13 protein-coding genes are annotated in these 12,236 nt (G+C 69.2%); 8 read left to right on the top strand and 5 right to left on the bottom strand.

All coding sequences use genetic code 11. The annotated features are described in order from the left end of the window. Positions 1-14: 14 nt before the first annotated feature. The 6 genes from ACIBQ6_RS16470 (at position 15) to pknB (ending at position 7,979) form a co-directional block, all read left to right on the top strand. The gene (locus tag ACIBQ6_RS16470; RefSeq protein WP_357693136.1) at positions 15-485 is read left to right on the top strand and encodes an FHA domain-containing protein; all 471 of its coding nucleotides are present in this window, start codon (positions 15-17) and stop codon (positions 483-485) included. Continuing rightward, complete coding sequence (locus tag ACIBQ6_RS16465) at positions 482-1,780, top strand: Stp1/IreP family PP2C-type Ser/Thr phosphatase (protein ID WP_397212712.1); 1,299 nt, start codon at positions 482-484, stop codon at positions 1,778-1,780. The genes ACIBQ6_RS16470 and ACIBQ6_RS16465 overlap by 4 nt, the downstream gene beginning before the upstream one ends. After that, positions 1,781-3,199: an FtsW/RodA/SpoVE family cell cycle protein gene (locus tag ACIBQ6_RS16460; RefSeq protein WP_358291006.1), complete on the top strand. Its 1,419-nt coding sequence runs from the start codon at positions 1,781-1,783 to the stop codon at positions 3,197-3,199. Next, positions 3,196-4,656 (top strand): penicillin-binding protein 2, encoded by a 1,461-nt coding sequence (locus tag ACIBQ6_RS16455; RefSeq protein ID WP_358291008.1) that lies wholly within the window; start codon positions 3,196-3,198, stop codon positions 4,654-4,656. The genes ACIBQ6_RS16460 and ACIBQ6_RS16455 overlap by 4 nt, the downstream gene beginning before the upstream one ends. Before the next feature lie 21 nt (positions 4,657-4,677). Beyond that, complete coding sequence (locus ACIBQ6_RS16450) at positions 4,678-6,048, top strand: serine/threonine-protein kinase (RefSeq protein ID WP_397212709.1); 1,371 nt, start codon at positions 4,678-4,680, stop codon at positions 6,046-6,048. Between the two features lie 83 nt (positions 6,049-6,131). Continuing rightward, positions 6,132-7,979: a Stk1 family PASTA domain-containing Ser/Thr kinase gene (pknB, locus tag ACIBQ6_RS16445; protein WP_397212707.1), complete on the top strand. Its 1,848-nt coding sequence runs from the start codon at positions 6,132-6,134 to the stop codon at positions 7,977-7,979. A 290-nt stretch (positions 7,980-8,269) separates the two neighbouring features. Here pknB and ACIBQ6_RS16440 read toward each other — a convergent pair whose 3' ends face one another. From ACIBQ6_RS16440 to ACIBQ6_RS16430, 3 genes are read right to left on the bottom strand one after another with little or no spacing between them, the layout of a single operon-like run. Next, positions 8,270-8,842, bottom strand: a complete 573-nt coding sequence (locus ACIBQ6_RS16440; RefSeq protein ID WP_364327984.1) for a gamma-glutamyl-gamma-aminobutyrate hydrolase family protein — start codon at positions 8,840-8,842, stop codon at positions 8,270-8,272. Then, positions 8,839-8,997, bottom strand: a complete 159-nt coding sequence (locus ACIBQ6_RS16435; protein WP_358291016.1) for a hypothetical protein — start codon at positions 8,995-8,997, stop codon at positions 8,839-8,841. The genes ACIBQ6_RS16440 and ACIBQ6_RS16435 overlap by 4 nt, the downstream gene beginning before the upstream one ends. A 1-nt stretch (position 8,998) precedes the next feature. After that, on the bottom strand, positions 8,999-9,622 hold the full coding sequence (locus tag ACIBQ6_RS16430; protein ID WP_397212705.1) for a class E sortase: 624 nt from the start codon (positions 9,620-9,622) through the stop codon (positions 8,999-9,001). Positions 9,623-9,766: 144 nt separating this feature from the next. Here ACIBQ6_RS16430 and ACIBQ6_RS16425 point away from each other — a divergent pair, with 144 nt between their 5' ends. Beyond that, positions 9,767-10,012 (top strand): cell division protein CrgA, encoded by a 246-nt coding sequence (locus tag ACIBQ6_RS16425; RefSeq protein WP_358291020.1) that lies wholly within the window; start codon positions 9,767-9,769, stop codon positions 10,010-10,012. Positions 10,013-10,046: 34 nt separating this feature from the next. On the opposite strand, the gene ACIBQ6_RS16420 is transcribed toward ACIBQ6_RS16425, so the two are convergent. Further along, positions 10,047-10,910 carry a rhomboid family intramembrane serine protease gene (locus ACIBQ6_RS16420; protein WP_397212703.1) on the bottom strand — a complete coding sequence of 288 codons (864 nt, stop codon included), beginning with the start codon at positions 10,908-10,910 and terminating at the stop codon, positions 10,047-10,049. 112 nt (positions 10,911-11,022) lie between these two features. Further along, the gene (locus ACIBQ6_RS16415; protein WP_352363322.1) at positions 11,023-11,559 is read right to left on the bottom strand and encodes a peptidylprolyl isomerase; all 537 of its coding nucleotides are present in this window, start codon (positions 11,557-11,559) and stop codon (positions 11,023-11,025) included. Between the two features lie 219 nt (positions 11,560-11,778). Here ACIBQ6_RS16415 and ACIBQ6_RS16410 point away from each other — a divergent pair, with 219 nt between their 5' ends. Then, the gene (locus ACIBQ6_RS16410; protein WP_352363324.1) at positions 11,779-12,216 is read left to right on the top strand and encodes a hypothetical protein; all 438 of its coding nucleotides are present in this window, start codon (positions 11,779-11,781) and stop codon (positions 12,214-12,216) included. Positions 12,217-12,236 lie beyond the last annotated feature (20 nt).

Here is a 12,236-nt window from a genome sequence, read left to right as displayed (position 1 = left end):
TAGACAGACGGTCCATGTCCGAGCTCACGCTGCTGCTGATCCGGCTCGCCTTCCTGGCGGTGCTGTGGTTTTTCGTCATTGCCGCAGTCGGCGTGATCCGGACTGACTTGTTCGGTTCACGCACGGCTCCCGCGGGCCCGCGCAAAGCCGTGAAGCCCGCCAAACCGGTGGCCAAGCCCAAGAGCAAAAAGGGCGAGCCACGCCAGCTCATCGTTACCGGTGGCCCATTGCAGGGCACCACCATTAACCTCACGGAGACGCCCATCACCATTGGCCGGGCGAACGACGCCACGCTGGTAGTCAGCGACGACTACGCATCCAGCCGGCATGCCCGGCTCTTCCCTCAGGACGGTCAGTGGATCGTGGAAGATCTCGGTTCGACCAACGGCACGTATCTCGACCGCTCGAAAGTCACCCGTCCGACCCCGGTGCCGCTCGGTGTTCCGATCCGCGTCGGCAAGACAGTCATTGAATTGCGCAAATGACCATCGCACTCCGCTACGCCGCCCGCTCGGACGTCGGCCTCCTCCGCGAAGGGAACGAGGACTCGGCGTACGCTAGCGGCCGCCTGCTGGCCGTCGCCGACGGCATGGGCGGGCACGCACACGGCGAGGTGGCGAGCTCTGTCGCCATCGCCGCCATGGCCTCTCTGGAAGAGGCCCAACAGGGGGGTGACCTGCTCAACGCCATCGAGGCAGCGGTGCGCGACGCCAATCGCCGGCTGCACGAGATGGTCGGGCGGGATCCCAGCCTCAAAGGCATGGGCACGACGCTCACCGCCATGCTCTGGAACGGCACCCAGGTCGCCCTGGTGCACGTGGGCGACTCGCGCGCCTACCTCCTGAGACGCGGCGAGCTCTACCAGATCACCCATGACCACACCCTGGTGCAACAGCTCGTCGACGACGGGCGCATCACGCCCGAAGAGGCGGCCACGCACCCCCAACGATCGATCCTGCTGCGCGCGCTCGACGGCAGCGGCGAGGTCGATCCCGACCTCACCCTGCGCGAGGCGCAGGTGGGCGACCGCTACCTGCTCTGTTCCGACGGCCTGTCGGGCGTGGTGAGCGCCGAGACGCTGCACGCCACGCTGACCAACATCGACGACCCCGAAGAGGTGGTCCGCCAGCTCATCGATCTGGCGAACCGGGGCGGCGGGCCCGACAACATCACGTGCGTGCTCGCCGACGTGCTGGAGATCAGCGACGGCCAGGAAGTTCCCGTGGAGGCGGCGGTCGTCGGCGCCGCGGGGATGACCAGGCTGCGAGGAGGCGCCCCGGAGACCCAGCCGGGGCGAGTGAGCGCGGTGACCGCACCCCAGCCGGCGATCGCCGGCGGTGACGACTTCGATGAGCCGGTCGCGCAGGCGACCCGGCGGTCGGGGCGGCGCCGTCGTGTGTGGCCCGTGCTGGTCACCGTGCTCGGGGTGGGCGCCGTCGCCTTGGGCGCCGGCGGTTACCTCGGATGGCAGTGGACCCAGGACCAGTTCTTCGTCGGTGCCAGGGGCGACGAAGTGGTCATCTTCCAGGGGATCAAGCAGGAGGTGGGGCCGATCGAGTTCTTCCACGTGGAGAAGCGCACCGGCCGTCCGGTCTCCAAGCTGTCCCCGGCGGACCAGGCCCTGATCAAGAGCGGCATCCCCGTCACCGACGTCAACGAAGGCGTGACGAAGATAAACGGATTGAAGTTCTCCCAGGACGACAAGGGCGACACGGGCGACACGAGCTCCACCACGGCCACGTCCCCGACTCCCTCCGCCACCAAGACGAAATCGCAATAAATGGCAGAAATGCTCGCGACCCCCGTCCCGATGCCGGCCAAACGGCGGGTGGCCCAGCTGGTCCTGCTCGCCCTGGCGGTGCTGATCATCATGGGCGCCTACGCCAACGTCGGCCTGGCCGTCGACGGCAAGGTGCCGGCCGGCATGCTGGCCTACGGGCTGGGCCTGGGCGGCCTGATGCTGGCGGCCTACCTGGTGCTGGCCAAGTTCGCACCATGGGCCGACCCGCTGATCCTGCCGCTGGTCACCCTGATCAACGGCCTCGGGCTGGTGATGATCTACCGGCTGGAGTCGGCCGACATGGGCGGCGCCTCCGCGGCCAACCAGATCATGTGGACCGGCGTCGGCGTCGTGATGTTCTCGATCACGTTGATCGTGCTGCGCGACCACCGCATGCTGCAACGCCTGACGTACACGGCGGGCGCGGTGGGCCTGGTGCTGCTGGCGATCCCGGCGCTGCTGCCCGGCTCGCTCAGCGAGGTCCAGGGCGCCAAGATCTGGATCCGCATCGGCGGCTTCTCCATCCAGCCGGGCGAGTTCGCCAAGCTGGCGCTGGTGGTCTTCTTCGCCGGCTACCTGGTGGCCAAGCGCGACGTGCTGGCGCTGGCCGGGCGGCGGCTGCTCTTCATCGACCTGCCGCGTGCCCGGGACCTCGGGCCGGTCCTGGTCACCTGGGGCCTCAGCCTGCTGGTGCTGGTCTTCGAGAAGGACCTGGGCACCTCGCTGCTGCTGTTCGGCACGTTCATCGCGATGCTCTACATCGCCACCCAGCGCACCTCGTGGGTGCTCATCGGCATCCTGCTGTTCGTCGGCGGCGCCTTCCTCGCCGGGCAGGTCTTCGACCACGTGGGCGCGCGTTTCGACGCCTGGCTCGACCCGAGCAACCCGGTCTACTACGGCACGGCTCCCGTCTGCCTGGAGGACCCGCCGGGCGACCCGATGTGCAGCAAGAGCTACCAGATCATGCAGGGGCTGTTCGGGTTCGGCGCGGGCGGCATCCTCGGCACCGGGCTCGGCCAGGGCCACCCCGACCTGATCCCGCTGAGCTTCTCCGACTTCATCTTCGCCGCGACCGGCGAGGAGCTCGGGCTGACCGGCCTGATGGCGCTGCTCATGCTCTACGCGCTGCTGGTCGAGCGCGGCCTGCGCACCTCGCTCGTGGCCCGCGACCCGTTCTCGAAGCTGCTGGCGGGCGGCCTGTCGTTCATCCTGGCCTGGCAGGTGTTCATCATCGTCGGCGGCGTGACGAACCTCATCCCGCTGACCGGCCTGGTCACCCCGTTCATGTCGCAGGGCGGCTCGGCGCTGCTGGCTAACTGGATCCTTATCGCGCTGCTGGTACGCATGTCAGACGCGGCGCGACGGCCCCCGCCCCAGGCGATCCAGAACGAAGGACTCACCCAGGTGTTCCAGCGATGAACAGCACTCTGAAGCGCGCGGCCGTGGCCTGCCTGGTCATGTTCGCGCTCCTGATGATCAACGTGAACATCCTCCAGGCGGTCCGGGCCGACGACTACCGCTCCAACCCGAGCAACCGCCGCAACTACTACGAGCGCTACGCCGTCGAACGCGGCCGCATCACCGCCGGCGGCAAGGTGATCGCCCAGTCGGTGGAGACCGACAGCAAGAACTTCAGGTTCATCAGGAAGTACACCGACGGGAAGCTCTACGCGCACGTCACGGGCTACTTCTCGCCCGAGAGCGCGAGCGCGATCGAGGGGGCCGAGAACAAGCTGCTCGACGGCTCCAGCGCCGACCTGCTGCTGCGGCGGAGCATCGACCTGTTCACGGGCGAGCCGACCAGGGGCGCGAACGTCGACCTCACGATCAACCCCAAGGCGCAGAAGGCGGCCTACGACGCCCTGCGCGCCAGCGGCAAGCGCGGCGCGCTGGTGGCGCTCGACCCGCGGACCGGCGGGATCCTGGCGATGGTGTCGCTGCCCACGTTCGACCCGGCCGAGCTGTCGGGCACCGACAAGGGCACGGTGTTCACCCGCTACAACGAGCTGGACAAGGACAAGAGCCAGCCGCTGCTCAACCGGGCCATCGCCCAGACGTACCCGCCGGGGTCGACGTTCAAGGTCGTGACGGCGGCGGCGTACCTGGAGGACGACTCCTCGCGCGGCGGCGACACCACGGTCGACGCGCCGCAGCGGCTGCCGCTGCCCAACACCAACATCAGCCTGCCCAACTACGGCGGCGCGGCCTGCGGCGCCGGCCAGGTGCCGCTCGTGTACGCGCTGGAGAAGTCCTGCAACACGCCGTTCGCCAAGATCGGCATGCAGCTGGGCTTCGACAAGCTCAACGAGCAGACCGAGAAGTTCGGCATGGGCAAGCAGATCGGCGTGCCGATGTCGGTGGCCCAGAGCGACTTCGGCAGCAAGTACGACGACGCCGCGCTCGCGATGGCCTCCATCGGCCAGCGCGACAACCGGATGACGCCGCTGCAGATGGCCATGATCGCGGCCGGCATCGCCAACGACGGCAAGGTGATGAAGCCGTACCTGGTGAACAAGATCACCGACTCCAAGAACGACGTCATGGAGGAGGCCAAGCCCGAGGAGCTGACCGAGGCGGTCAGCTCCGAGACGGCGAGCAAGCTGCGCGACATGATGGTCAGCGTGGTCAACAACGGCACGGCCAACCTCGCGCAGGTGCCGGGCGTCCAGGTGGGCGGCAAGACCGGCACCGCGGAGACCAGCAACGGCGCGCCGCCGCACGCCTGGTTCATCTCCTTCGCGCCCGCCGAGGACCCGAAGGTGGCGCTGGCGGTCATCGTCGAGTCGGGCGCGGCCAACGTCGGCGCGGAGGCCACGGGCGGCCACACCGCCGCCCCGATCGCAAAGGCTGTGCTGGAGGCGGTGCTGAACAAGTGAGTGACGGTAACGTGCTGGGTCATGCGGCTCCGTAACCGCTATCTTCTGCTCTCCCGCATCGCCACGGGCGGTATGGGAGAGGTGTGGCGCGCCCGTGACGAGCTTCTGGGCCGCGAGGTCGCGGTCAAGATCCTGCGCAGTCACATGCACGCCGACCCCACGTTCCGCGAGCGCTTCCGCAACGAGGCGCGGCTCACGGCCGCCCTGGCCGATCCAGGGGTGGCCCAGATCTTCGACTACGGCGAGCAGAGCGATCTGGCCTATCTCGTGATGGAGCTGGTGCACGGCGAGCCGCTGTCGGCCATCCTGGGGCGCAACGGCGCGCTCGGGCCCGAGGTGGCCCTCGACGTGGTGCACCAGACCGCCAAGGCGCTGCACGCGGCCCACTCCTCCGGGATCATCCACAGGGACGTCAAGCCCGGCAACCTGCTGGTCACCCGCGAGGGCACGATCAAGGTGACCGACTTCGGCATCGCCCGCGCCCTGGAGGCCGCGCCCGTCACGCAGACCGGCACCGTCCTCGGCACTGCCCAGTACGTCAGCCCCGAGCAGGCCCAGGGTTTCCCGCTCACACCCGCGACCGACCTGTACTCGCTGGGCGTGGTGGCCTACGAGTGCCTGGCGGGCCACACGCCGTTCCGGGCCGACAGCCAGGTGGCGATCGCGCTGCTGCACCTCAACGAGCAGCCGCCGCCGCTCGGCGCGGACGTGCCCGTCCCGGTGCGCGACCTGGTCATGACGCTGCTGTCCAAGGAGCCGGGGATGCGCCCGGCCTCGGCGCTGGAGGCGGCCGACCGGGCGTACGTGCTGCGCCAGTCGCTGGCCGAGGGCGTCGAGCAGGGCGCCGACCTGAGCATGTACACCGATCCGGCGGGTTTCCGGGTGCGCGAGCCGGCCACGGAGGACCAGCGGGCGACCGAGAGCCTCGCCCCGGCGACGACCGTCCAGAGCCCGCCCGACCCGCCGCCCCGCAGCCGCCGCGGCGCGCGGACGCTGGCGCTGGTCGCGACGGCCGGCTGCGTGGCCGCGGTGGGGCTGAGTGCGATCACGTTCGCCAACCGAAATACGACGCCGCCTCCCCTGCCGGAGATCGCCGAGCCCAGCCACTCCCCGATGCAGTCGCCTGAGCTGCTCAGGCCCACGCGGACGAAGAAGCACACGCGCCGACCCCCGGCGGTTCCGGTGAAGTCGACGCGGCCGGTACCCTCGCGGTCGGCTACGGTAAGCAAGTCGGCTACTCCTACGAAGAAGCCGACACCGAAGCCAACCCCGACCACCCGTACCCCGACTCCCACCCCCACCACCCCAACGCCCAGCAGGACACCGACAACTCCGACACCAACCGCTTCGCCGGACCCGGGTGGCACAAACCCGCCGAAGGAGGAGACGTGATGCGCTACGGGGTCGATGATGGACACCGGCGGCCCCCCGAGCAGGCCGGTACCCAAGATGAACGGTAAGGGACAGTGCAGGAAATGACTCAGCCTCGGCTACTCGGAGGTCGTTACGAGCTCGACGGTGTCGTCGGGCGCGGCGGCATGGCCGAGGTGTATCGCGCCCGAGACATCCGGCTGGACCGCATAGTCGCGATCAAGACCCTCCGCTCCGACCTGGCGCGCGATCACACCTTCCAGGCCCGCTTCCGCCGCGAGGCGCAGTCGGCGGCCTCACTGAACCACCCCGCCGTCGTCGCTGTCTACGACACCGGCGAAGACGTCACCGACGGCACCCCGGTGCCCTACATCGTGATGGAGTACGTCGACGGCCGGACGCTGCGCGACCTGCTGCGCCAGGACCGCCGGCTGCTGCCCGAGCGGGCGGCCGAGCTGGTCGACGGCATCCTGCGCGCGCTCGACTACAGCCACCGCGGCGGCATCGTCCACCGTGACATCAAGCCGGCCAACGTGATGATCACGCGCGCCGGCGACGTCAAGGTGATGGACTTCGGCATCGCGCGCGCGATGGCCGACTCGGCCGCCACCATGACCCAGACGGCGCAGGTGATAGGGACCGCCCAGTACCTGTCGCCCGAGCAGGCCCGCGGCGAGCGGGTCGACGCCCGCAGCGACATCTACTCCACCGGCTGCGTGCTGTACGAGCTGCTCACCGGCCAGCCGCCGTTCACCGGCGACTCCCCGGTGGCGATCGCCTACCAGCACGTCCGCGAAGAGCCGATCCCGCCCTCGCAGATCGACCGCGAGATCCCGGCGTGGGCCGACGCGATCGTGCTCAAGGCCATGGCCAAGGACCCGGCCCACCGCTACCAGAACGCCGGCGAGATGCGGGCCGACATCCAGCGGGCCATGTCCGGCATGCCGGTCGACGCCCAGACGATGGCGATGACCGGGAACTTCAACCAGGGCACCCGCATGATGACCGCCACCCAGGCGGCCCAGGGCCCGGCCACGCAGCGCACCGGCGCGGTCCCGCCGTACGAGTACGGCGACGGCGACGGCACCCGCGTGGGGCGGCGCAGGGCCTCCGGCGGCGGTGGCGGCAACGCGGTCAAGACAGCGTTGTGGATCATCATCCCGCTGCTGATCATCGGCGCCTTCGTCACGGTCGGCTACCTGGTGTTCGGCACCAAGGCCGCGCCCACCGACGCCTCGGTCACCATCCCGGCCCTGTCCACGCAGAAGCTGGATCCCGCGCAGAAGGCGCTCATCACCCTGGGCCTGAAGCCCGAGGTGGTGCAGGAGGCCAGCGACGAGTTCGGCAAGGGCACGGTGATCCGGACCGAGCCGGCGGAGGGCGAGAAGGTCGAGAAGGGCGCCACGGTCAAGCTGGTCGTGTCCAAGGGCAAGGAGAAGGTCGCCGTACCCGACGGGCTCATCGGCATGGACACCCAGGAAGCGATGAAGGCCCTCGCCGACGTCGGCCTGAAGGGCGTGGTCAAGACCAAGCAGTCCGCCAAGCCCCAGGGCAAGGTCTTCGAGACCAAGCCGGCGGCCGGCACCGAGATCGAGAAGGACGCCAGCGTCACCCTCTACGTGCCGTTCGAGCTGACCGAGCTGCCCGACGTGACCGGCTACACCCAGCAGGACGCCATCGCCGCGCTCAAGGGCGCCGGCTTCAAGGTGAAGGTGTCGCCGCAGGCCGACAACCAGGCCGAGGGCACGGTCATCCAGCAGAACCCGGGCGCGGGCCAGAAGCTGCCGCCGAACACGACGATCACGATCGTGGTGTCCACCGGCCCCGAGACGGCTCCGCCGCCCACCAACGAGCAGCCGACCGAGCAACCGACCGACGACCAGACGGACGACTTCCCGTCCGACGAGCCGACCGAGGACAACCCGATCGGCGACGACGGCCTCAACGGCTGACCCGACCGCCCAGGGCCGCCCTCCCCACACGGGAAGGGCGGCCCTCGGCGTTCCACCGCAGAACTTCCGGCCCGCCGACCACTACGCCTCGCGGAAGGGGGCGGGGGGCGAGTGCGCCGTGTTGTGGGAAGGGCCCGAGCTGGCGAGCGTCCCGCGTTGTGGGAAGAGCTGGGTGGCGGGTGTTCCGGTGCGCCGGGAGCCGGGGTTACGGGGAGCGTGGAGAACGCCCCCGCCGCTCGGGGGCAACGGCGGGGGCGTTCATTTGGTAGTCGCTCTGTGCGAGCCGGGCGTTACACGATCCCGTGCAGCCAGTTCCCGAGCAGCCGGTGGCCGTGCTCGGACAGCACCGACTCCGGGTGGAACTGGATGCCCTCGATGGGCGCCCGGCGGTGGCGCAGGCCCATGATGACCCCGTCGTCGGTGCGGGCGGTCACGTCGAGGACCTCGGGGACGGTCTCCGGCAGCACGGCGAGCGAGTGGTAGCGGGTCATCGGCACCGGCGACGGCAGGCCCTCGAAGACCCCCTTGCCGTCGTGGTGCACGGCGCTGGTACGCCCGTGGACCAGCTCGGGCGCGCGGGCCACGGTGGCCCCGAAGGCGACCGCGATGGCCTGGTGGCCGAGGCAGACGCCGAGCAGGGGCGTGCCGCGCTCGGCCGCGCGCAGCACCAGGGGCACGCTCACGCCGGCCGCCTCCGGCGTGCCCGGCCCGGGGCTGACGAGCACGCCGTCGAAGGCGTCGCCGTCGCGCACGCCCACGACGTCACGCGGGCGCACGTCGCAGTCGGCGCCCAGCACGCGCAGGTACTGGACGATCGTGTGGACGAAGCTGTCGTGGTTGTCCACGACCAGCACGCGGGTCATCTTCTTACGGTCACCTCGTCGAGCGTCACCGCCGGCTCCAGGAGCGGGAACACGGCATACCAGAGTACGACCCCCACGACCACGACCAGCAAGGCGGCCGCCAGCACCTTGCGACGGGGGTCGCCGGGCAGTTTGCGCCAGATCCAGCCGTACATCTCATTCCATTCTGAGCTCGGTCTTCTTGAGCACGCCGTACACGATGAGACGCTGGGCGGCGGAGTACTCGGGATGGCAGGTGGAGAGGGTGATGTAGGCGCGGATGGGACGGATGTCGGGCTTGCCGGGGACGGGGGCGAGCACCTCCACCTCCGTGGGCTCCACGACGTCCTGGGACGTGACGCGGTAGGTGTAGCGGGCCTCGCGGGCGTCCACGATGATCTCGTCGCCGCGTTCGAGCTCGTCGAGCTCCTTGAACGGGGCCGCGTACGTGGTCCGGTGGCCCGAGACCACGAAGTTGCCGATCTGGCCGGGCATGGCGCTGTCGGGGTAGTGTCCCGGGCCCTTCTTCAGGTGCTCGGCGTCCACGCCCTCGACGATGGCGTACCGGTAGTCGCGGCCGAGCCGCGGGATGCTCAGCATGGCGACGGCCCTGCCGAGCTGGATCTTGTCGATGCGGCCGCGGTCGCGCTCCGCCTTCTCGGCGGCCAGCTCGCGCTGGAGCAGCAACTGCTGGCTCTTGGTGTAGGCGCCGGTGCCCCAGAGCAGGTAGGCGCAGAACAACATGAGGACCAGGCCGGCGGTGATGCTCAGCTCCCCCACGGCCCGGAAGATGGACCGCATGTCGTCAGCGTATTCATGACATCTCCCGACGTGGGGGATCGCCATGTCGTGCGCGTGGCGACTATCCTGGGGCACGCTTCAACTACGCTTAACGAAGAGCCTGTGGACGATCCGGAAGCCCAGGCCCTCAGCAGGAGTTACCCAGTGCCCAAGTCCAAGGCTCGCAAGAAGGCGGTTTACACCCCGCCGCAGAAGTCCCAGCAGGTCAGGGTCAGCCCGCGCTGGCTGGCGCCCACCATGGTGGTGTCCTGGATCATCGGCATCCTGTGGATCGCGATCTACTACGTCGCCCCGCAGGCGCCCTTCTTCAGCGACCTCCAGAACTGGAACCTGCTGATCGGGTTTGTCTTCATCATCTTCGGTGTGGTTCTTTCCACCCGCTGGCGTTAGTTCTTTCCACAGTCTTTTCCACAGCCTGGGGAAGTCAGATCGAGCTCAGGATCGCCGAGGTCCGGGCCATCACGAGCACGGCTAGCACGGCCAGCGCTCCCGCGATCGCCAGCACCTGCCACAGGGTCCGGTTGGTCTTGGGGGCGTAGGCCATCGCTCCCGCCAGCACCGAGCCGGTGATCAGGCCGCCGACGTGCCCGGTCCAGCTGATGCCGGGGAACACGAAGGTGATCACCAGGTTGATCACGATGAGCATGGCGATGCCGCGTACGTCCATGTTGAGCTTGCGGCCCACCACGAAGACGGCGCCGAAGAGGCCGAAGATGGCTCCGGACGCGCCCACGGTCGGCTGGCCGAGCGGGTCGAGCCAGAGGCTGAGCACGCTGCCGCCGACGGCGCTGACGAGGTAGAGGGCCGTGTACCGCACGTGCCCGAACGCGCGCTCCAGGTAGGGCCCGACGACGTAGAGCGCCCAGCAGTTGAACAGGATGTGGAAGACGCCGGCGTGCACGAACGCGGCGCTGACCAGCCGGTAGTAGTCGCCGAAGACCGCCACTCCGGCCGGCCACATCTGCAGCGCGCCGGTGACGGCGGGCACGAGGTATTGGGCGCCGAAGACGAGGACGTTGACGGCCAGGATGGCCCAGGTGACGTACGGCGTGCCGACGACCTGGCCGCCGAAGGTGGAGCGGGCCTGGCGGAAGCCCTGGTTGCCCTGGGCGACGCATTCGGGGCACTGGAAGCCCACGGCGGCGTCGCGCATGCAGTCGGGGCAGATGGGCCGGTCGCAGCGCTGGCAGCGGACCCAGGTCTCCCTGCCGGGATGCCGGTAGCACGTGGGGACCGCCTCGGCGGGCTGCTCGGGCTGCGAGGGCGGGCTGGGCGGCTGGCTGGTCATGTCCAGAGCCTATGACGTACCGGACGTAGCTGTGTGCCGTCGATCAGGGCTGTGACATGCCTGCCCGAAGGGGGCGGGACCCGTGGACGGCCCGCCCCCGTCAGGGATCGGCTCAGCCCTGTACGCGCTCGATGGTGACCGACTCCAGGACGACGTCCTGGACGGGACGGTCGCGCCGGTCGGTGTCGGTCTTGGCGATGGCGTCGACGACGTCCTGGCCCTCGACGACCTCACCGAAGATCGTGTGCTTGCCGTTGAGGTGCGGCGTGGGCACGACCGTGATGAAGAACTGCGAGCCGTTGGTGCCCTTGCCGAACCGGACGCCCGCGTTGGCCATGGCCAGCAGGTAGGGCCGGTTGAAGTAGAGGTCCGGGTGGATCTCGTCGTCGAACTCGTAGCCGGGGCCGCCGATGCCCTGGCCGAGCGGGTCTCCGCCCTGGATCATGAAACCGGAGATGACCCGGTGGAAGATGGTCCCGTCGTACAGACGGGCCGTGCTCTTCTCGCCCGACTCCGGATGCGTCCACTCGCGGGTGCCCTCGGCGAGCTCCACGAAGTTGCGGACGGTCTTCGGCGCCTGGTTCGGGAAAAGCTCGACCTTGATATCGCCGCGATTGGTCTTCAGATTTGCGATCAGCTTCTCAGCCACGAGACAGCTGCCCCCCTCTATGCACAGGGTTGTTTGTGATGTTCTGAGGAATATGGCCGTTCGGCCTCCTGAGCCATCCTCCCATGGACCGCCATGATTGAGCCGCCTTGTCCAGGGAAGGTCAAGCGCGGGGCCCCAACGACAGGGGAGGTTGTCGTGTCCCTGACACTGAAGAGACGCCGCGTGGTAATAGAGGTACCCGCCACGTGGATGGGCCGCATGAAGGCCCAGGCCGTCAAGACCGGCCATCGCATGGCGCCAATGGCGGACCAGGCCAAGGTGGCCACCGCACAGCGCATCGAAGACGCCCGTTACTGGGCGGCGCCAAGGCTCGACGCCGCGGCGCACGGGTTCGAGGATCAGGTCGCCCCCAAGGTCAGCAGGATGCTGTCGGCGGCGGCCAAGCGAATCGACCCGAAACCGTCCCGGTCACGGCGGTGGCCGACGATGGTGCTGCTGACCGGTCTTGCGGTCGGCGCGATCGGCTACATGGCCTACCGTCGCAACGCCCAGCAGTGGACCGAGCACATGAAGGACTCTGCCTCCGATGCATCACGCTGGGTCGGCGAGAAGGCGGACAGGACCGCGCATTCAGCGGACCGGATGGCGTCCAACGTGCAGAACAAGACGGACCAGGCATCGCACAACATGCCCTGATCCGGACCGGAAGCGCGCCT

This window comes from Nonomuraea sp. NPDC049655 (assembly GCF_044465465.1).
Taxonomy (GTDB): Bacteria; Actinomycetota; Actinomycetes; order Streptosporangiales; family Streptosporangiaceae; genus Nonomuraea.
Note: the sequence above shows the minus strand (reverse complement) of the source record. Positions and strands in the feature narration are given on the sequence as shown.